This window comes from Streptomyces sp. AC602_WCS936, assembly GCF_019049125.1.
Classification (GTDB): Bacteria; Actinomycetota; Actinomycetes; order Streptomycetales; family Streptomycetaceae; genus Streptomyces.
The window spans coordinates 1-18,280 of the sequence record NZ_JAGMUF010000020.1 but is presented as its reverse complement, the minus strand read 5'-3'; the positions used below and the strand labels follow the sequence as shown (position 1 = coordinate 18,280).

Here is an 18,280-nt window from a genome sequence, read left to right as displayed (position 1 = left end):
GCATGCGGAAGATACTCGTCGTCGGAGCCGGCCAGTCCGGTCTCCAGCTCGCCCTCGGCCTGCAGTCGCACGGCTACGAGGTCACCCTGATGTCCAACCGGACCGCGGACGAGATCCGCACCGGCCGGGTCATGTCGACGCAGTGCATGTTCCACACGGCACTCCAGCACGAGCGCGATCTCCAGCTGAACTTCTGGGAGTCCCAGGCCCCGAAGATCGAAGGACTCGGCGTCTCGGTCGCGGCCCCCGGCTCCTTCGACCCGGGCCCCTCGCAGCGCGCCATCGACTGGCTGGGCCGCCTCGACGGCATCGCACAGTCCGTCGACCAGCGGGTGAAGATGGCCGGCTGGATGGAGACCTTCGCCCAGCGCGGCGGCCAGCTCGTCATCCACGGCGCGGCCGTCGGCGACCTCGACTACTTCTCCCGCGCCTACGACCTCGTCCTCGTCTCGGCGGGCAAGGGCGAACTGGTCCAGATGTTCGGCCGCGATCCGGAGAGGTCCCCGTACAGCGAGCCGCAGCGCGCCCTCGCCGTCGCCTACGTGCACGGGATGGGCCCGCGTCCGGAGCACCCGGAGACGGAGGCCGTCCGCTGCAACCTGGTCCCGGGCGTCGGCGAGATGTTCATCATGCCGACCCTCACCACCTCGGGCCGCGCCGACATCCTGTTCTGGGAGGGCATACCCGGCGGCCCGCTGGACGCCTTCAAGGACGTCAAGGACCCCTCGGAGCACCTCTCCCTGACCCTGGAACTCATGGAGAAGTTCCTCCCGTGGGAGTACGCGCGGGCCACCAAGGTCGAGCTGACCGACGCGGGCGGCACCCTCGCCGGCCGCTACGCCCCCACCGTCCGCAACCCGGTCGGCCGCCTCCCCGGCGGCGGCGCGGTCCTCGGCGTCGCCGACGTGGTCGTCGCCAACGACCCGATCACCGGCCAGGGCTCCAACTCCGCCTCCAAGTGCGCCGCCTCCTACCTCGCGTCGATCCTCGAGCACGGCGACAAGGAGTTCGACGAGACCTGGATGCGGCAGACCTTCGACCGTTACTGGGAGACCGCCCAGCACGTCACCAAGTGGACCAACGCCATGCTCGCCCCGCCGCCCGAGCACATCCTCAACCTGATCGGCGCCGCCGGCCAGCTCCAGCCCGTCGCCGACCGCTTCGCCAACGGCTTCAACGACCCGGCCGACTTCGAGAACTTCTTCTACGACCCGGCGAAGACCGAGGGCTACCTGATGGAGGTCTCGGGCGCCGCGGGCGCGTAGGCGTCGGCGTACCCCTGGTCCGACCCGTCCGTCGCCCCCGCGGGGAGCCTCGGCGGCGTGTACCGCCCGAGCGGCTCCCCGCCCGGGTCGGGCCGTACGGCGCCCAGCACCGGGTTGGCGGCGATCGGTGACACCTTGACCTCGGCGCCGGGGCGCGGTGCCTGGACGACCATGCCGTCGCCGAGGTACATCGCCACGTGGGTGGCCTCGGGGAAGTACACGACCAGGTCACCGGGGCGCAGCTCGTCCAGCGGCACGCGCTCCAGGCGCGCCCACTGCTCCTGGCTGGTCCGCGGGATCGGCGTCCCGGCCCGCTGCCAGGCCACGGAGGTCAGTCCCGAGCAGTCGTAGGTGGCCGGGCCCTCCGCGCCCCACTCGTACGGCTTGCCGAGCTGCTCCACCGCGAAGCGCACCGCCCGCTTGCCCCCGGCGGACGGCTTGGCGTCGTCGCCGAGCGCGCCGGACGCCAGGAACCGCTCCTGCTCCTCGGCGATCCCGCTCTCCTCCAGCTCCGCCAGCGCGGCCAGCTCCTCGGGGGTGAGCGAGGCGAGCAGCTCCTCCACGGCGCGCAGCCGCTCGCGCACGTCGTCCCGCTGCTCCTCCTGGCGCTCGGCGAGCGCGACCTGCCGGTCCAGTGCCTGGCGGGAGCGCCGGGCCAGGTCCTCGGCCTTCTTCTCCGCACCGGTCAGGCGGCCTACGGTCTCGACCCGCTCGCGGGCCAGCCGGCCGATCACATGGCCCTGGTCGAGCGCGTGCTGCGGGTCGCGGGCCAGCAGCAGGCGCAGGTACGGGGAGAGGTTGCCGCTGTTCTGGTACTGCTGCCGGGCCAGCCGCCCGGCCGCGCCACGGCTGTCGTGCAGGGACAGGCGGGTCCGCGCCAGCTCCGCGTCCAGCCGCCGCACCTCGGCGCGCTGCTTCTTCAGGCGCTCCTCGGTGCCGTTGTAGGTCTCGGTGGCCTTCTCCGCCTCCCGGTACAGCCGCTGAAGATCCGTCAGCAGCCCGGCCACGGAACGGTCCTCGGCCGTGCCGGGCGCGGGTTCGGCCGCGGCGGGCCCGGGCACGCACACGATCCCGGCCGCCAACGCGGCCGTACACACCAGACGCAGAAGCCTTCCTGACACGCCATCACCTCCGGTGCGGGGCGGTGGGTCCGCTCCGCACGGTGAGCATGTGGCGGGCCGGCCGGCTCCGCGCGCCGAGTGTGCGCGGTTCGGCGCAACGGGGTCACCCGTCGGCGTCGTCCGGCTTGCCACCCGGCGTGGCGTCTGGATCGGCGGCTGCGGGGCGGTCCGGTTTCGACCAGGGCCACTTCCGGCCGGAAGCCTTCTTGCCATCCGGGTCGTGGACGTACTTCCAACGGGCGAACCGCAGCCCGCCCCGCGCGTCCCGGGGCTCCCTCCGGTACACGAGCACGGTGGGCGGGCCGCCGTCCGGGTCGGGTACGGGGATGCGGTAGGTCTTCGGCGGGTGCCCGGTCATCCCGACGAGCACGGGCAGCACCCGCCCGTCCATCGGGCCGCCCTCGAAGGGGGTGTCTTCGCTCTTCACGGCACCAGTCTCGGTGATCCGCCGGCCGCTGTCAGAGGTCCGCCGCGAGCGCCTCGACCAGTGCCGCCGTCTGCGGGTCGCGGCGGGCGGTGACCGTCAGCACGGCGAGGAACTGCTCCACCAGCCAGTCCCGCATCTCGTCGAGGGACGGCTGCTTGTCCTCGTCCAGCCACATCAGCGACGCCGCCTCCACCGCCGTGATCCACATCCGGACGGTCATGTGGAGCCGCGGGCCGGGTTCGGCGACGTCCAGGTGGCTCATGATGTGCTCGGCGGCGGCCCGGCGTACGCCGTCCACGATGGAGGACGTACGGGAGGTCTCGGCCACGCTGCCGCCGCGCAGCAGGGCGCTGAAGCCGGTGTCGTGCTCGTCGACGAAGGTGAGGTAGCGGTCCAGGGCGCGGGAGAGCCGGTCCAGCAGCGGGCCCTCGCGCGGCTCGTCGAAGCACAGCCGCAGCTCGTCGGCGGCCGACCGGAGCGCGGCCTCGTACAGCTGCTGCTTGCCGCCCGGGAAGTACCGGTACACCAGCGGCCGTGAGACCCCGGCCTGCTCGGCCACGTCGTCCAGGGAGACCTCCTGAGGCGGCCGGTGGGCGAAGAGGGCGAGCGCGGCCTCCAGCAACTGGACGCGGCGCTCCTCGACACTGAGCCGGCGGTAGGCGGGGGTGGGGGCCTGCGGGGTCATGAAGCGCAGCGTAACCCGCGGACCCCGGCGGCCACCCACGCCGGCGGAACGGACCGGCCGTTGCCGGGGAGGGCTACGCCAGCAGCCCCGACGACCGCCACATCCGCCGCCCGACCCCGCGCAGCACCCCGATGTCGTCCAGGAAGTCGGTCAGGCGCTTCGCGCCGGTCTGCATGATGTCCCGGCGGTGGCCGCTGGCCTTGACCTGTGCCATGGCCTCGCGCCGGTCCAGGCCGACGTTGGTGTACACCTCGGGATTGACGAAGGCGACGGAGAAGACGCGGGCGAACTCGCCGGAGGTGAGCCGGGTGAACTCCCGCGACCACTTCGGCGCGGTCACCATCTGGCGGCGCAGCTCCTCACGGGCGTAGCGCACGTGCCGGGCCTCCTCCACGACGTGGATGCGGGTGACGCCCCGGACCAGCGGCTGGATGCGCTCGTCGGGGAAGGTCAGCCGCTGCATCCAGTCCAGGACCTCCTCGCCGAGCAGGGTCGCGGTGAAGGAGCCCGGCGTGGTGGAGATCGTCTTGAAGAGGCGGCCCAGGTGCTGGTGGACGGGGCTCACCGGGTACCACGGGGTGTCGCCCCGGGATATCAGCCGGGCGAACATCTTCGAGTGCCGGCACTCGTCCTCGATCTCGGTGAGCGCGTAGCGCACGTGGGCGCTCGTCGCCGCCTTGTCGTAGATGTGCCGGACCAGCAACTGCATGAGGATCAGCTCGAACCAGATGCCGAGCGAGGCGAGCGCGGCGGCCTCGTGCCGGGAGAGCAGGATGCGCTGCTCCTCGCTCATCCGCTTCCACATCGGGGTGTCGTACAACGACACCAGCTCCGGCGGCCAGAACCACTTGCCCTCCTCGAAGGGGGCGTCCCAGTCCAGTTCCTCGTCCGGGTCGAAGGAGTGCCTGGCGGAGGATTCGAGCAGTCGCTCGGCCACCTGTTCCCGGTCCTTGAGCAGGCCCAGCGCGTCGCGCAGGCCATCGAGCGCGTCGGCTTCCGTCAGGGTCCTCATGGCTGTCCCACCTCGTCGTGTTACCCGGGGTCACTCTGACTCGCTCCGACTTATGAGACTGCGCGTCAGCAAGCGCGTCAATCCCTTGGGCGGGACTTGTTGACCGGGGGTAAAGGTGGGCGGCCGTCAATCGTCCGGCGCGGTATCGCTCGATGGAGCGCTCCGTCGTCGTTCGCCCTGGGTACGCTGGCCACGTCAGTCAGACTCCGGCACATGGGAGCGATCATGAGCGCCGCACGCGACTACGGGCTGGACGACGACTACCAGTGGCCCCGTCCGCCGGAGGGCGGCTGGACGGCGGACGACCTCGACGAGCTTCCCAACCTGCCTCCGCACACGGAGCTGATCGACGGGAGCCTTGTCTTCGTGAGTCCGCAGACCGCCTTTCACATGCGTACGATCCGCTTGCTGGACCGTGCCCTCATTGACCAGGCACCGGACGAATTCGAGATCTACCGCGAGTTCACGGTGACACTCAACAACCGGAACCGTCCGGAACCCGACGTGCTGGTGGCCCGCGCGGGTGCGGACTTGGGGCCGAAGCAGACTCGGCTCCTGCACCGCGACGTCCTTCTGGCGGCCGAAGTGGTCTCCGAGGACTCGGTTGACAGGGACCGCGAGACCAAGCCGCGCAAGTACGCCGCTGCGGGCATCACGCACTACTGGCGGGTCGAGGAGAGCAACGGGCTTCCCGTCGTCTACGTCTATGAGCTGGAGTCGATGACCAAGTCCTACGTACCCACAGGCATCTTCCACAACCGACTCAAACTCACGGTCCCCTTTCTCATCGACATCGACCTCACCGCGATCGATCGCCGCCGCTAGACGGAGCGCCCCAACCCGGCCGGTGCCTCACCCGCGACCGGCACCGACGCCTCCGCCGGAAACGACGTCCGCAACGTGAACGCGTACGGCGTCGGCCCGTGCGTCCGCAGGTGGAGCAGCCGCTCCTCCGCCTCCGCGACCGTCGGCCGGTGTCCCGCCGGTACCCACCACAGGGTTGTCATCGCCTCCGCGACCCGCTCGAACCACTCCCTGCGCCGCGCCAGCATCTCCCGGTGCCGCCCCTGGTACATGAACGCCGTCAGGGCGTTCGCGTCCCGCCACACCGACATGTTGATGATCAGCCAGGAGTCGTCGAAGACCGCGATGCCGGTCGCGTCCCCCTCCTCGCTCTGCAGCCGCCACACGAACCCGTCCGCCGCGTCCGCGTCGGCGTTCACCGGGTCGAGCGAGTCGACGAAGTCCTTCAACTGCGGGGAGTCCAGCCGGGCCTTGAGGCGGGCGATGTTGACCTGAGCGAGTTCGTACGCGACGGCATCAGTCATGTACCGAACGTTAGGTCGGGCGCCCGGCGCGGCGGTACCCCCGTCTCATCCCCCGAGCACCGCCTCCATCACCCCGCGCGCGATCGGCGCCGCCAGCCCGCCCCCGCTGATGTCCTCCCGGTCCGCCGCCGAGCCCTCCACCACCACCGCGACCGCCACCCTCGGTTCCAGGTCCCGCTCGCCCTGCGCCCAGGAGACGAACCAGGCGTACGGCGCCCCCGAGTTGCCGACGCCGTGCTGGGCGGTGCCCGTCTTGCCGCCGACGACGGCGCCGGGGATGGCCGCGTTCGCGCCGGTGCCGTTCTCCACCACGCCCCGCATCAGCTCCTTGAGCCGCGCCGCGGTGGACGGCCGCATCGCCTCCCGGGAGGGCCGCGAACCGGCGGTCGCCACGAGGCTGCCGCCCGCCCGCAGGGTGCGTTCCACCAGGTACGGCGAGCGCACCTGGCCGCCGTTGGCGACCGCTGCCGCCACCATCGCCATCTGTAGCGGGGTCGCCCGCGTGTTGTACTGCCCGATGGAGGAGAGCCCGAGTTGCGCCCGGTCCACCGAGGTGTCGAAGGTGGACCGCGAGACCGCGAACGGGATGCGCAGCCCGTCGTCGTTGAAGCCGAACGCCTCCGCCGTGGCCGCCATGTCGCGCACCCCGACGTCCACGCCGAGCTTGGCGAACACCGTGTTGCAGGACCACTCGAACGCCTCCCGCAGCGTGGCGTTCCGGCAGCCGTCGGCCTCGTTGGTCAGCCGGGTCCGGGTGCCGGGGAGGGTGTACGGGTCGGGCGAGCGGGTCGGGGTGTCGAGGTCCCGGATGACGCCGGCGTCCAGGGCCGCCGCTGCGGTGACCACCTTGAACGTCGAACCCGGGGGATAGGTGCGGCGCACCGCCCGGTTGAGTATCGGCTTGTCCGGGTCGCCGTTCAGCCGGGCCCAGGTCCGGGTGGCGTCCGCGCTGTTGCCGGACAGCAGCTGGGGGTCGTAGGAGGGGGTGGAGACCAGGGCCAGGACGCGGCCCGTGGACGGTTCGACCGCGGCCACCGCGCCCTTGCGCCCGCCGAGCCCCTCGAAGGCCGCCCGCTGTGCCGCCTCGTGGATCGTGGTCACGACGTCGCCGCCCGGGTTGTGCGCCCCCGTCACGTCGTTCCAGTAGGGGAGAGGCGCGAGCAGCGGGTCGGCGCCGGAGAGCAGGCCGTCCTCGGCGTGCTCCAGCAGGGTCGTCCCGTACGCCTGCGAGGCGAAACCGGTGATCGGCGCGTACAGCGGCCCGTCGGCGTACGTCCGTTCGAATCGCAGGTGCTCGCCGGTGTCCCGGGAGCCGGTGACCCGCTCGCCGCCCACCAGGATGTCGCCGCGCGGCTGCTGGTAGCGGGCGATGTCGGGGCGGCGGTTGGCCGGGTTGTCGTCGTACTCCGGGGCCTGGACGATCTGCACCCGGGCCGCGTTCACCAGCAGGGCGACCAGCAGCAGGGCGCAGAAGACGGCGGCGTGCCGGATGTGCCGGGTCATGGGCCCGCCTGGCGCCGCGCCGCGTGGCTCACCCGGATCAGCAGCGCCACGATCGCCCAGTTGGTGACGACCGACGAGCCGCCCTGCGCCAGGAAGGGCATCGCCATGCCGGTCAGCGGGATCAGCCCGGTCACCCCGCCCGCGATGACGAAGACCTGGAGCGCCACGATCGAGGAGAGGCCGACCGCGAGCAGCCGGCCGAAGGGGTCCCGCGCGGCCAGCCCCGCCCGGTAGCCGCGCTCCACCAGCAGCGCGTACAGCAGGAAGATCGCCGTCAGGCCCAGGAAGCCCAGCTCCTCCCCGGCGGTCGCCAGGATGAAGTCCGACTTGACGGCGAAGCCGATCAGGATGGAGTGCCCGAGCCCGAGGCCGGTGCCGGTCACCCCGCCCGCCGCGAAGGCGAAGAGGGACTGGGCCAGCTGGTTGGGCCCGTCACCCGCCTCGATGGACGCGAAGGGGTGCAGCCAGTCCTCCACCCTGCTGTGCACGTGCGGTTCCAGCCAGCCCACGGCGACCGCGCCCAGCGAGGCCAGCAGCAGGCCGACGGCGATCCAGCCGGTGCGGCCGGTGGCGACGTAGAGGAGGACCACGAACAGGCCGAAGAAGAGCAGCGAGGTGCCCAGGTCGCGCTCCAGGACCAGGACGCCGACGCTGACCAGCCACACCGCGACGATCGGGCCGAGGACACGGCCGGTCGGCAGTTGCAGCCGCCACACCCTGCGGCCCGCGTACGCAAGCGCGCTGCGGTTGGCGGCCAGATAGGAGGCGAAGAAGACGGCGAGGAGCACCTTCGCGAACTCGCCGGGCTGGATGGAGAAGCCCTCGATCCGGATCCAGATCCGGGCGCCGTTCACCGCCGGGAAGAAGATCGGCACGATGAGCAGGACGAGTGCGGTGGCGACGCAGACGTAGGCGTAGCGCGCCAGGACGCGGTGGTCGCGCAGCAGCAGCACGACCACGATGAACAGCGCGACGCCCAGCGTCGACCACACCAGCTGGGTGGGGGCCGCCCGGTCGCCCGGCGTCTCCAGGTCGAGCCGGTAGATCAGCACCAGGCCGAGGCCGTTGAGCAGCACGCCGATCGGCAGCAGCAGCGGGTCGGCGTACGGGGCGCGCAGCCGTACCGCCAGATGGGCGAGGAGCGCGAGCACGCCGAGCCCGGCGCCGTAACCGGCGGCGCCGGGCGGGAGGGTGCCGTGCTGGGCGAGACCGACGTTGCAGTAGCCGAACACCGACAGCAGCACGGCCATCAGGATCAGCGCGAGTTCGATGCCACGGCGCCGGGGGAGCCGGGCGACGGGAGCGGGCGTGTCCGCCTGGGCCACGGTGATTCCGGTTCCGGTTCCGGCCTTGGTCATGTCCGGAACTTACCCAAATGGTGTGGTGTGGGGGTCGTTCGCATCAGCACCAGCGCGGCGCGGGACCGATGTTGTCGATGTAGCGGGCCGCGCCCCAGGCCCAGGTGCCGTCCGTGAGGAGGTACCAGAGGGGGTTGCCCTTCACCTTGTCGCCCGGGGTCTTGCAGTAGATGTGCACGGTCTCGCCCCGGTGGGCGTACCGGATGACCTCTCCGCCGCGGGTCGGCGAGGTGCGCAGGGCGAGCCGGTGGGCGGTGACCACGCCCCGGTAGCGGGCCTGTTCGTGTCGGCCGTCGCCGCCGTTCCCGCCGGTGGGGCCGGCGGAGGAGCTGCCGGAGCCGGAGCCGGAGTTGCCGCCGCCCCACTCGTCGTTCGCGACGGCGGGCGTGACGGCGACGGTGGTGGCGAGCGCCCCGGCGGCGACCGCGGTGGCCAGGCCGCGGATGAGGGACGAGCGCGGGGACGGTGCGTTCAGCAGGGACATGGGAGTACCTCCCGGGCAGCGGACGGGGCGTGACTGATCGCCACATTAGGAGCGGCGGGTACGGTCCGCCCGTCGCACTGCGCCATCGGGGCACGGTCCCGTCCGTACGGGTCGGGTCAGGGCTTGTGGGGCAGGGTCAGGGTCGCCAGCGCCCCGCCGTCCGGCGGGTTCGCGAACTCCAGCCGGGCGCCCAGCACCTCCGCCTGCCCGAGTGCGATGGTCAGACCGAGACCGTGCCCCTTGGTCCCGCTCTCCGTGCGGAACCGCTGCGGCCCGTGGACGAGGAGGTACTCCGGATAGCCGTCCCCGTGGTCCCGTACGGTGATCACCGGCCCGTCCACGGTCAGCACCACCGGCGCCCGCCCGTGCCGGTGCGCGTTCGCGACCAGGTTGCCGAGCACCCGCTCCAGCCGCCGCCGGTCGGTCTCCACCCGCGCGTCCCGTACGACCTCCACGCGCGTGCCCGTGCCGGAGCCCCGCACGACCCGTGCGGCCAGGTCGCCCAGCGCCTCCGGCTCCGTCTCCAGCCGCTCCCGCCCGCTGTCCAGCCGGGAGATCTCCAGCAGGTCCTCGGTGAGCGTGCGCAGGGCGGCCACCCGGTCCCGCACCAGCTCGGTCGGGCGGCCCGGCGGCAGCAGCTCGGCCGCCGCGTGCAGACCGGTGAGCGGGGTGCGCAACTCGTGCGCCACGTCCGCGGTGAACCGCTGCTCGGCGAGCAGCTTGCCCTGCAACGACGCCGCCATGGAGTCCAGCGCGGCGGCGACCGAGGCCACCTCGTCCTGCGGGCGGGTCGGGTCCGACGCGCGAGGGTCGCCGACCCGCGCGTCGAGGTCGCCCGTGCTGATCCGCCGGGCCACCCGCGCCGTCGCGTGCAGCCGCCTGGTCACCCGCGTCACGGCGAACGCGCCGACCAGCAGCGTCGCCCCGATCGCCAGCGCCGACGACCACACGATCGCGCCGTCCAGACCGTCGATGGTGCGCTCGCCCTGGGTGTGGTCGACCCGCACCGCCAGCGCCCGGCCACCGGCGACCGGACCCGCCGCCCACATCGTGGGGCGCCCCCCGTACTCGGCGACCATCGTGCCGCGCCGGCCCGACACCGCCAGCTCCCGCAGCGACCCGGGCAGCCCCGGCGGATCGACGCCGGCGCTCCGCCGCAGCGGGTCCCCGGCCTCGTACGCCTCGGTGGCCTCCCGCAGCCGGGCCAGGGCCGTGTCCCGGGCCTGCCCCACGGTCTGGTTGGTCACCGAGACGTGCACCAGGACGCCGAGCAGCGCGGCGAGCGCGCAGCACATCACGGTGATGAAGACGGCCGCCTTCACCGCGAGCGGTCCGGTCCACCGGGGAAGCGCGAGCCTCACCGGGCGCTCGCCGACGGGGACGCGGATGCCGACGGCCGCTCGGTGCGCTTGCCGCCGCCTTCCGTGGGCAGCATCTCGTCGCTGGTCAGCAGCATGGCCCGCTGGTCGGGGTCCCAGGTCCACTGGAGTCGGTACTCGTAGCCGGCGACCTCCGAGGGGGAACGGACGATCACCGTCCGTCCGGCCAGCGCCACCGCGCTCACGGCGTCCTCGTAGGACATGATCCTCACCAGCCGGTCCCCGTCGACGGTGTAGACGCGCACGGCGGTCAGCTTCTCGGGCAGCAGCCGGAAGCCCAGGGTCATCTCGGGGCGCCCGTCGCCGGTCAGGTCGCGGTAGTACGGCCGGAGCACCGGACACCGGCCGCTCCCGGCGCCCTCGCCGCAGTCCGCCATCCGGTCGGCCGTCTCCCGGTACGGCGCCCCGGCGCCCTCGTACTCGCCGGGGTGCGCGGCGATCTCGGCCCGCACGACGGCCACCGGGTCCGCCCGGCGGATGTCGCCGCCGGGGACCGCGACGCCCTTGACGGCCTCGTGGTCGACCTCGCCGATGTCGTAGGCGGGACTCGACGCCGGCGTCAGGTCGGGCCAGAGCCGGGCCGGGCTCTGCGCGGCCGGTGTCGCGCCCGCGCCGCGCAGCCCGCCCGAGTCACCGCACGCGGCCAGCGCCCCGGTCGCCGCCACCGCCGCGAGCAGCGCGAGGGCGGCTGGGACGCGGACGGGACGCCCGCGGCGGCTCGGGACCACTGCACTCCTGGCGTTCGGTGATCATTCGTAGATCATTTGTAGATCGCTCGTACGGGAGTCCATTCTGCGCGCGGCCCCGCGCGGCGGGCTACTCGGCCAGCTCCTCCAGCAGCCGCACGGTGTCCAGGCCGGCCCGCAGATACTCGACGAACAGCTCGTTGTGCAGCGCCCACGGCGAGCGCCGGGCCCGGATCAGCCGGACCGCCTCGTCGGCGTCGGCGCCCCGGCGCATCAGCGTGTGCGCGACGACGAGACCCGAGCGGTTGTACCCGTGGAAGCAGCGGACAAGGACCGTGCGGCCGGCGTCCAGCGCCTCGCCCGCGGCCCGGGCCAGCCGGATCACACCCGCCAGCTGGGTGCCGTCGAGGGGGCCGTCGGGGATCGGCCACACATGGTGCTCGACGCCCGGGTCCGGCCCGTGCCCGGGCAGCCGCAGCAGGGTCTGCACCAGATCGAACTCGTCCCGCACGACGACGGGCTCCACCCGCCCGGCCTGCCGCCGGCACTCGTGCCCGCCCATCCACAGCCCCGGCACGATCTCCGTCCACGGCCGGCCCACGAGTACGCAACGGCGCCTCCCCAAACCCGCCCGAGCAGACCGGCCCGCGGACTCCCCGGCACCGATCTCCCCAACCGCTGTCAAAGGTAGCCCGGTTCTTGCCCGGGCAGCACCCCGCCTGTTCCCGTGGTCGTGGGGATGATGACTGTGCGCCTCGTAACGTCACCAAGGCGATCTCGGAAGTGCGGATATGGCCGGGTCCATCACCTGACTTGGTGATCGGCCCCGGCGGCCTCTTCGCCGTCCACGCGCTGCCCGCCCGCCGGCAAGGCGTCCACGTCACCGGCCCCCTGGTCGCGCTGGGCCGCCGCGCTCGGTCCGCGTCCTCACCGACGGGGAGCTGCCGGACCTGGCCCGTCTGGGCGGAACGCTCAAACCGGCGGACGTGGAGGCCCTGCACGCCGTGGCCCGGGACCGCGGCACCTGGACGCCCGTCTGAGGACCCGCCCGGCGTGCGGGGCAGCCAGGGCACTGTGCCGCGGGTCAGGGCAGTGCGGCCGCCCGCCGCCGGTCGAAGAGCGGCGCCAGCAGGTCGCCGTAGTCCTGCACCCGCGGCCCCACGTCCTCGGTCCGGAACACGAACTGCTCCGCCCGCCGGCACCCGGCCACCTCCTCCCACGTCACCGGGGTGGAGACGGCCGGCACCGCGCGGGCCCGCACCGTGTACGGGGTGGCCGTCGTCTTGCGAGCGGCGTTCTGGCTCCAGTCGACGAACACCTTCCCCGGCCGCAGGCTGCGCGTCATCCGGTGCACCACGAGCCGCGGCAAGGCCCGCTCCGCCTCCACGGCCAGCGCCTTCGCGTACTCCGACACCCGCTCCGACGACGCCCCCCGCACCCCCGCCAGCAGGTGCAGCCCCTTCGCGCCGGACGTCTTGGCGTACGTCTCGATGCCGTCCGCCGCCAGCCGCTCCCGCAGCCACAGCGCGACCTCGCAGCAGTGCACGACGGTCGCGGGCGGGCCGGGGTCGAGGTCGAAGACCAGCCGGTCGGCCTCGTCGGGGTCGCTCGCGGTCCACTGGTGGGTGTGGAACTCGGTCACCAGGTTCGCCGCCCACATCAGGCTCGCCAGGTCCTGCACCAGCACCATCCGGGCCGGCCCCTCCGAACGGGGGACCTCGGCCGTGGTGACCCAGTCGGGCGTACCCGGCGGCACGTTCTTGGTGAAGAAGGCCTGGCCGTCCGGACCGTCCGGGTAACGCAGGAAGGAGACCGGACGGTCCCGCAGGTGCGGCAGCAGCACCTCGGCGGTCGTCGCGTAGTAGTGCAGCAGCTCGCCCTTGGTGAGGCCGGTCCCGGGATACAGCACCTTGTCCAGGTTGCTGAGTGCGACCCGCCGCCCCTCCACCTCGGTGATAGGCGCCATACCATGACAATCTCACGAAACTGGCAGGAAAGGTGCGGCACGTGCGATCCATCTGGAACGGCGCCATCTCCTTCGGCCTGGTCAGCATTCCGATCAAGCTGATGAACGCGACCGAGAACCACTCGGTCTCCTTCCGCCAGATCCACACGGAGGACGGCGGCCGCATCCGCTACCGCAAGGTCTGCGAGCTGGAGGACCGCGAGGTGAGCCAGGCCGAGATCGGCAAGGCCTACGAGGACGCCGACGGCTCGATGATCCCGATCACCGACGAGGACCTGTCCCACCTGCCGGTCCCGACCGCGCGGACGATCGAGATCGTGGCGTTCGTCCCGCAGGAGCGCATCGACCCGCTCCAGATGGGTTCCGCGTACTACCTCGCGGCGAGCGGTGCGACCGCGGCCAAGCCGTACACCCTGCTGCGCGAGGCGCTGGGGCGCAGCAACCGGGTCGCCATCGCCAAGTTCGCGCTGCGCGGCCGGGAACGCCTCGGCATGCTCCGGGTCGTCGGCGACGCCATCGCCATGCACGGGCTGCTGTGGCCGGACGAGGTGCGCGCCCCCGAGGGCGTCGTCCCCGACACCGGCGTCACCGTCCGCGACCAGGAGCTGGACCTCGCCGACGCGCTGATGGACACGCTCGGCGAGATCGACCTGGACGACCTGCACGACGAGTACCGCGAGGCGCTGGAGGAGGTCATCGCGGCCAAGGCGGCCGGCGAGGCACCCCCGCAGGCCTCCGCGGAGGCGGCGCCCGGCAAGGTGCTGGACCTGATGGCCGCGCTGGAGAGCAGCGTGCGGGCCGCCCGGGAGTCCCGGGACGGGGAAGGCACCGGGACGGCCGAGGTCAGGACCCTGCCGCAGCGCGAGCGGCCGGCCCGTCGGACACCCAAGGAGACCGGCGGCAAGAAGTCGACGTCGACGACCGCGAAGAAGACGGCGGCCAAGAAGTCGGCCTCGCCGGCCGCCCGTAAGTCGGCGGCGAAGTCCGCCCAGCCCGCGAAGAAGACGGCGGACCGGGCCTCCCCGAAGAAGACGACGGACAAGGCGACCGGAAAGAGTGCGGCCGGCAAGAGTACGGCCGGCAAGGGCACCGCCAGGAAGACGGCGTCGTCCCGCAAGCGCAGCGCCTGACGCCTCAGCGGACGCGGTTGCGGGTCCGCACCCGGAAGATGACCAGCCCCACCGCGCTGAACCCGGCGGCCCAGGCCAGCCCCAGCCCGAGGTGCCCCCACAGCGCGCCGTCCGCGAAGGCGCCGCCGGCCGCGAACTGCATGGGGCCGAAGGACGGGAACCACTGCAGGATCGGCTCGTTGGCGAGCGGGTTGCCCAGCGGGTTCTGCAGGAACGTGTCCATCAGCCCGCCCATGATGATCAGGAAGAAGCCCTCCAGGTCGCGCTTGACCAGCACGCCGAGGAGGAGACCCAGAGCCCCGTAGGTGAGCGCGATGACGGTGAACCCGGCGAGCACGGCGAACCACGCGCCCACCGCCGGGCGCCAGAAGACCAGCACCGCCAGCGCGGTGTAGAGGGCGATACCCGTGGCGACCGCCGCGACCGCCAGGGTCTTGGCACCGATGAGGGTGGACTGCCGGTATCCGGCGAAGACGAGGCGCCGGTCGAAGGCGAGCGATTTGCGCACGGCGTCGAAGACGACGAACCCGGCGATCATCGTCACCGAGTTCAGCCCCGCCGTGATCAGGGTGAGGTGCCCGCCGTCGACGTGCAGCACCTCACCGGTGGCGTACAGCTTGAAGTCCAGCGGCTCGCCCCCGGCCATCGCGTTCATGACCAGGTACCAGACGGGCACGAACACCAGCAGCAGCAGACCGGCGAGCCGGTTGCGGGTCTGGTCGCGCACCGAGAAACGCAGGGCGGTCGGGAACTGCCCGTACAGCGGTCCCGGACGGGTGGTCGGGTCAGGCGTCGACACGGCGGTGCTCCCTTCCGGCCGCCGCGCGCGCGGTGAGGCGGCCCTCGGCCAGGTCGGCCAGCAGGTCGAACCGGTCCTGCTCGAAGACGAGGTGGGTGATGACCACGACGGCCCTGCCGCGGGTGCGCAGATCCTCCACGAGGTCCCAGAAGCGCAGGTACGTCTCCCAGTCGAAGCCCTGGTACGGCTCGTCGAGCAGCAGTACGCCGGGGTCGTGGAGCAGGGCCAGGGTGAGGTTGAGCTTCTGCCGGGTGCCGCCGGACAGCTCGCCCGCGGGGGTCCGTTCGTAGCGCTCGTAGCCCAGGGCGCGGACGAGGTCCCGGCCGCGGTCGAGGCCGGGCAGGCGGTGGGCGGCGGCGAAGTAGCGCAGGTGCTGTTCGACCGTCAGGCTGCCGTTCAGCACCGGGTCCTGGGGGCAGTAGCCGAGCGTCCCGGTCAGCCGGACCTCGCCGCGGTCCAGGGGCAGGGTGCCGGCGAGCGCCTTGAGGAGGGTGGACTTCCCGGCGCCGTTCTCGCCGACGACCGCGACGAGTTGCCCGGGGGCGACGGTGAGGTCGGCGCCGCGCAGGACCTGGTGGCTGCCGTACGCCTTGTGCAGGTCACGGGCGTGCAGCACGGGGGAGGAGGCGGAGCCGGGCGCGGCGGGTGCGGATGCCGGCTGTGGTGCGGGTGCAGGCTGTGGTGCGGATGCCGACTGTGGTGCTGACGGCATGTGCGGGGTGGACGGCGTGCGCGGTACGGGTGGCGGGTCGGTCGGCATGTGCGGTCACCGTTGCCTTCCTAGGCTTCTCGGGGTCCCTCCGCTGGAGGTGGCGCGTTCAGCCCGCCCGTGTAGATGCCGAGGACCTCGGGCGCCCAGCGGGCCATGCCGTCGGCCGACAGGGGGTCGGTGCCCAGCACCTCGCCGATGCGGTCGCGCAGCAGGAACACGGCCAGGTCGTTGGCGAGCAGCACGGCCGCGCGGGCCGCCGGGTCCCGGCCCGGTACGGCCAGTCCGGCGGCCGCCAGGTCGTCCAGGGCGGCACGGCTCAGCTCGTACAGGCGGCCGAACAGCTGTCGTCCGGCCTCCGAGTCGGCCAGCAGCAGGCGGCGGAGGTAGCCGGGCAGCGGCGAGCCTGCCGGGAAGTGGCGGGTGAACGCCGCGCTCAGGGACGCGGCCCCGGCGCCGGAGTCGAGCGGCTCGTCACTCCCGTCGCCGGTCAGCTCGCCCAGCATCGCCTCGAAGGCGGCCACGACGTACTGGTCGACCTCCTGGCGCAGCCCGTCCTTCGAGCCGAAGTGGTGCACCACCAGCCCGGGCGACACTCCGGCCGCCGTGGCGATCTGCCGCACGGTCACCGAGTCCGGCCCGTGGGCGGCGAACAGGCCGAGGGCTTCGTCGCGGATGAGGGCCCGGGTGGTCCGGTCCTCCGGGATTGAACGCATGTACAACATGCTAAACGAGCGTTCAGTCGTATGTCCAGGGAGAGAGGGACGCCCGGGGAACGGCTGACGGGTCGGGCTCGAAGACCGCCGGGTTGGTGGCGGCGGACGCCGTCGGCGCGGGGGTGGCGGCGCTGGGCAGCACGGGGCTCTCCTCCAGGCGCTGCCCGATCGTGTCGGCCGGTCCGCCACCGGGCGTGCCGGGGCCGGTGGACAGCTGGGACCACGCGGTCAGGGCGAGGGCCACCGCGGCGGCCGTGCCGATCACCCGGCCGATCCGCCGGACGCGGGCGCGGCCGTCCAGTTCGCGCCAGGCCGGTCCGGGCCACGGGTCCTCCGGGCGCCACAGCTCGCCGACCGCGGCGGGCGGCGGCGCGGGCCGCCATCCGGGCGTCCGTTCGCGCGCCGCGGGTTCCCGGAAGGCGGAGGCGCGGATGGCGCGCTCGTCGTCCTCGAGGAACTTCCGCCAGACGTCCTCGGACACGGGCGGCACACCGCCCGGCTCGTGCGGCTCGTTCGGCGTCGCGCCGCCGTTCGGCCCCGAAGCGGTCATGATCCCGCTCTTCCTTCCTTCTTCGCCCCGCCCAGCGGCGCCCTCTGACCGTCCACCGCCAACCCCGTGAACGCGCGGGGACTCCGGGCCGTTCCCGGTGCCACCGCGGGTGTCCCTCGTGTCATCGCCGTCCTCCGGGTCCGGGAATCCGTCCCCACCCTTGCACAGGGGAAAGATGTACAGGCGGTGCCGGCCGTTCCCGGGTGCCGGCCGAGGTTCGGCACCGGGATTCGGCGCGGTAGAAAGGACACATGCCGGAGCGTGAGACGCCCGCCGAGGGCTTGGACGACGTCGACGCGGTCACCAGGGCGGTACTGGCCGCCTCACGACTGCTGGTGGCGGTCTCCGCACGGTCCCTCGCCGAGGTGGAGGAGCGGGTGACGCTGCCCCAGTTCCGGATGCTGATGGTGCTCTTCACCAGGGGCGACACCAAGCTGGTCACGCTCGCCGACCACCTTCGGGTCGCTCCGTCGACGGCGATGCGCATGGTCGACCGGCTGATCGCGGCGGGGCTCGCCGACCGCCGGGCCAACCCCGACAACCGGCGCGAGACCCTTCTGCGCCTCACCGACGAGGGCCGGCGCACCGTCGAGAACGTCAGCGCCCGGCGGCGCGCCGAGGTCGCCACGATCGTCGAACGGCTCGCGCCGCACCAGCGGGCGGCCCTGGTCGAGGCGCTCACCGCCTTCAGCGAGGCGGGCGGCGAGCCGCTGGGCCCGGCACCGGACGACCCCGAGCCGCAGCCGCTGGGCCGGCCGGCGGACGTCACCGCCGCCCGCGACGCCTGACACCCGCGACGCCTGACGCCCGCGAGGCTTGGCGCCCGCGAGGCTTGGCGCCCGTGGGGCTTGGCGCCCGCGAGGTCTGGCGCCCGTGGGGCTTGGCGCCCGTGGGGCTTGGCGCCCGCGAGGCTTGGCGCCCGCTGGCGGGCCGCCTCGGTTGCCTCGGCCGCGCTGGTCACCCGGTGACCCGGTCGCCCGACCGCTCCGGCCGTCCGACGCGCGACCGCCCGGCCGCCCGGCCGTCCCGGTCACCCGACCGTCCGGCCGCCCGGCCGTCCCGGTCACCCGACCGTCCGGCCGCCCCAGCCCCCCCTCGCCGCCCCAGCCCCCAACCGCCCCAACCGCCCCAGCCGCCCCGGCCTCCGACCACTCAGCTACTC

At 73.2% G+C, this 18,280-nt stretch carries 20 protein-coding genes and 1 pseudogene; 5 read left to right on the top strand and 16 right to left on the bottom strand.

Annotated features, from left to right (window positions below; all coding sequences use genetic code 11):
* The first annotated feature begins 2 nt into the window (after window positions 1–2).
* Window positions 3–1,265, top strand: a complete 1,263-nt coding sequence (locus tag KUM03_RS08720) for a styrene monooxygenase/indole monooxygenase family protein (protein WP_217246457.1) — start codon at window positions 3–5, stop codon at window positions 1,263–1,265.
* Here the strand turns inward: KUM03_RS08720 and KUM03_RS08715 are convergent.
* The 4 genes from KUM03_RS08715 to KUM03_RS08700 all read right to left on the bottom strand — a co-directional run bounded on the left by KUM03_RS08715 (window position 1,229) and on the right by KUM03_RS08700 (window position 4,510).
* Complete coding sequence (locus KUM03_RS08715; protein WP_217246456.1) at window positions 1,229–2,386, bottom strand: C40 family peptidase; 1,158 nt, start codon at window positions 2,384–2,386, stop codon at window positions 1,229–1,231. The two genes, KUM03_RS08720 and KUM03_RS08715, sit on opposite strands and share 37 nt — an antisense overlap.
* Window positions 2,387–2,489: 103 nt before the next feature.
* Window positions 2,490–2,813 carry a hypothetical protein gene (locus KUM03_RS08710; protein ID WP_217246455.1) on the bottom strand — a complete coding sequence of 108 codons (324 nt, stop codon included), beginning with the start codon at window positions 2,811–2,813 and terminating at the stop codon, window positions 2,490–2,492.
* Window positions 2,814–2,844: 31 nt separating this feature from the next.
* Entirely contained in the window at window positions 2,845–3,498 is a 654-nt protein-coding gene (locus tag KUM03_RS08705) for a TetR/AcrR family transcriptional regulator (protein WP_217246454.1), read from the bottom strand.
* A gap of 73 nt (window positions 3,499–3,571) precedes the next feature.
* Window positions 3,572–4,510: a diiron oxygenase gene (locus tag KUM03_RS08700; RefSeq protein WP_217246453.1), complete on the bottom strand. Its 939-nt coding sequence runs from the start codon at window positions 4,508–4,510 to the stop codon at window positions 3,572–3,574.
* 225 nt (window positions 4,511–4,735) lie between these two features.
* Between KUM03_RS08700 and KUM03_RS08695 the strand changes: the two genes are divergently transcribed.
* Window positions 4,736–5,335: a Uma2 family endonuclease gene (locus tag KUM03_RS08695; RefSeq protein ID WP_217246668.1), complete on the top strand. Its 600-nt coding sequence runs from the start codon at window positions 4,736–4,738 to the stop codon at window positions 5,333–5,335.
* Here the strand turns inward: KUM03_RS08695 and KUM03_RS08690 are convergent.
* The 7 genes from KUM03_RS08690 to KUM03_RS08660 form a co-directional block, all read right to left on the bottom strand.
* On the bottom strand, window positions 5,332–5,838 hold the full coding sequence (locus KUM03_RS08690; protein ID WP_217246452.1) for a DUF3291 domain-containing protein: 507 nt from the start codon (window positions 5,836–5,838) through the stop codon (window positions 5,332–5,334). The genes KUM03_RS08695 and KUM03_RS08690 overlap by 4 nt on opposite strands.
* Before the next feature lie 45 nt (window positions 5,839–5,883).
* Window positions 5,884–7,341: a penicillin-binding transpeptidase domain-containing protein gene (locus KUM03_RS08685; RefSeq protein ID WP_217246451.1), complete on the bottom strand. Its 1,458-nt coding sequence runs from the start codon at window positions 7,339–7,341 to the stop codon at window positions 5,884–5,886.
* Window positions 7,338–8,699, bottom strand: coding sequence for an FtsW/RodA/SpoVE family cell cycle protein (locus KUM03_RS08680; protein WP_217246450.1), 1,362 nt, complete (start codon window positions 8,697–8,699; stop codon window positions 7,338–7,340). Before KUM03_RS08680 ends, KUM03_RS08685 begins: the two co-directional genes overlap by 4 nt.
* Before the next feature lie 43 nt (window positions 8,700–8,742).
* A complete protein-coding gene (locus KUM03_RS08675) occupies window positions 8,743–9,183 on the bottom strand; it encodes an SH3 domain-containing protein (RefSeq protein WP_217246449.1) in 441 nt (146 codons plus the stop codon).
* A 116-nt stretch (window positions 9,184–9,299) separates the two neighbouring features.
* Window positions 9,300–10,544: an ATP-binding protein gene (locus tag KUM03_RS08670; RefSeq protein ID WP_217246448.1), complete on the bottom strand. Its 1,245-nt coding sequence runs from the start codon at window positions 10,542–10,544 to the stop codon at window positions 9,300–9,302.
* Entirely contained in the window at window positions 10,541–11,290 is a 750-nt protein-coding gene (locus KUM03_RS08665) for a hypothetical protein (RefSeq protein WP_217246447.1), read from the bottom strand. The genes KUM03_RS08670 and KUM03_RS08665 overlap by 4 nt, the downstream gene beginning before the upstream one ends.
* 88 nt (window positions 11,291–11,378) lie before the next feature.
* Window positions 11,379–11,810: a dual specificity protein phosphatase family protein gene (locus tag KUM03_RS08660; RefSeq protein ID WP_254399078.1), complete on the bottom strand. Its 432-nt coding sequence runs from the start codon at window positions 11,808–11,810 to the stop codon at window positions 11,379–11,381.
* A gap of 251 nt (window positions 11,811–12,061) precedes the next feature.
* Between KUM03_RS08660 and KUM03_RS38180 the strand changes: the two are divergent.
* Window positions 12,062–12,288: pseudogene (locus KUM03_RS38180) on the top strand (NERD domain-containing protein); the annotation flags it as partial.
* Between the two features lie 44 nt (window positions 12,289–12,332).
* On the opposite strand, the gene ligD reads toward KUM03_RS38180, so the two are convergent.
* On the bottom strand, window positions 12,333–13,214 hold the full coding sequence (gene ligD, locus KUM03_RS08655; RefSeq protein WP_217246445.1) for a non-homologous end-joining DNA ligase: 882 nt from the start codon (window positions 13,212–13,214) through the stop codon (window positions 12,333–12,335).
* 41 nt (window positions 13,215–13,255) lie between these two features.
* Here ligD and KUM03_RS08650 point away from each other — a divergent pair, with 41 nt between their 5' ends.
* Window positions 13,256–14,344 (top strand): Ku protein, encoded by a 1,089-nt coding sequence (locus tag KUM03_RS08650; RefSeq protein WP_217246444.1) that lies wholly within the window; start codon window positions 13,256–13,258, stop codon window positions 14,342–14,344.
* Between the two features lie 4 nt (window positions 14,345–14,348).
* On the opposite strand, the gene KUM03_RS08645 is transcribed toward KUM03_RS08650, so the two are convergent.
* The 4 genes from KUM03_RS08645 to KUM03_RS08630 form a co-directional block, all read right to left on the bottom strand.
* A complete protein-coding gene (locus KUM03_RS08645; protein ID WP_217246443.1) occupies window positions 14,349–15,143 on the bottom strand; it encodes a hypothetical protein in 795 nt (264 codons plus the stop codon).
* On the bottom strand, window positions 15,130–15,759 hold the full coding sequence (locus KUM03_RS08640) for an ABC transporter ATP-binding protein (protein ID WP_308406282.1): 630 nt from the start codon (window positions 15,757–15,759) through the stop codon (window positions 15,130–15,132). Before KUM03_RS08640 ends, KUM03_RS08645 begins: the two co-directional genes overlap by 14 nt.
* Window positions 15,760–15,923: 164 nt before the next feature.
* Window positions 15,924–16,568, bottom strand: coding sequence for a TetR/AcrR family transcriptional regulator (locus KUM03_RS08635; RefSeq protein ID WP_217246441.1), 645 nt, complete (start codon window positions 16,566–16,568; stop codon window positions 15,924–15,926).
* Window positions 16,569–16,590: 22 nt separating this feature from the next.
* Window positions 16,591–17,118, bottom strand: coding sequence for a hypothetical protein (locus KUM03_RS08630; RefSeq protein WP_217246440.1), 528 nt, complete (start codon window positions 17,116–17,118; stop codon window positions 16,591–16,593).
* A 251-nt stretch (window positions 17,119–17,369) separates the two neighbouring features.
* Here KUM03_RS08630 and KUM03_RS08625 point away from each other — a divergent pair, with 251 nt between their 5' ends.
* Window positions 17,370–17,906, top strand: coding sequence for a MarR family winged helix-turn-helix transcriptional regulator (locus KUM03_RS08625; protein WP_217246439.1), 537 nt, complete (start codon window positions 17,370–17,372; stop codon window positions 17,904–17,906).
* Window positions 17,907–18,280 lie beyond the last annotated feature (374 nt).

Excerpts from the sequence above, each read along its gene's own strand:
- KUM03_RS08720 (WP_217246457.1), top strand. The coding sequence starts at position 3 with ATGCGGAAGATACTCGTCGTCGGAGCCGGCCAGTCCGGTCTCCAGCTC.
- KUM03_RS08705 (WP_217246454.1), bottom strand. The coding sequence starts at position 3,498 with ATGACCCCGCAGGCCCCCACCCCCGCCTACCGCCGGCTCAGTGTCGAG.
- KUM03_RS08700 (WP_217246453.1), bottom strand. The coding sequence starts at position 4,510 with ATGAGGACCCTGACGGAAGCCGACGCGCTCGATGGCCTGCGCGACGCG.
- KUM03_RS08695 (WP_217246668.1), top strand. The coding sequence starts at position 4,736 with ATGAGCGCCGCACGCGACTACGGGCTGGACGACGACTACCAGTGGCCC.
- KUM03_RS08690 (WP_217246452.1), bottom strand. The coding sequence starts at position 5,838 with ATGACTGATGCCGTCGCGTACGAACTCGCTCAGGTCAACATCGCCCGC.
- KUM03_RS08685 (WP_217246451.1), bottom strand. The coding sequence starts at position 7,341 with ATGACCCGGCACATCCGGCACGCCGCCGTCTTCTGCGCCCTGCTGCTG.
- KUM03_RS08680 (WP_217246450.1), bottom strand. The coding sequence starts at position 8,699 with ATGACCAAGGCCGGAACCGGAACCGGAATCACCGTGGCCCAGGCGGAC.
- KUM03_RS08675 (WP_217246449.1), bottom strand. The coding sequence starts at position 9,183 with ATGTCCCTGCTGAACGCACCGTCCCCGCGCTCGTCCCTCATCCGCGGC.
- KUM03_RS08660 (WP_254399078.1), bottom strand. The coding sequence starts at position 11,810 with ATGGGCGGGCACGAGTGCCGGCGGCAGGCCGGGCGGGTGGAGCCCGTC.
- ligD (WP_217246445.1), bottom strand. The coding sequence starts at position 13,214 with ATGGCGCCTATCACCGAGGTGGAGGGGCGGCGGGTCGCACTCAGCAAC.
- KUM03_RS08635 (WP_217246441.1), bottom strand. The coding sequence starts at position 16,568 with ATGCGTTCAATCCCGGAGGACCGGACCACCCGGGCCCTCATCCGCGAC.
- KUM03_RS08630 (WP_217246440.1), bottom strand. The coding sequence starts at position 17,118 with ATGACCGCTTCGGGGCCGAACGGCGGCGCGACGCCGAACGAGCCGCAC.
- KUM03_RS08625 (WP_217246439.1), top strand. The coding sequence starts at position 17,370 with ATGCCGGAGCGTGAGACGCCCGCCGAGGGCTTGGACGACGTCGACGCG.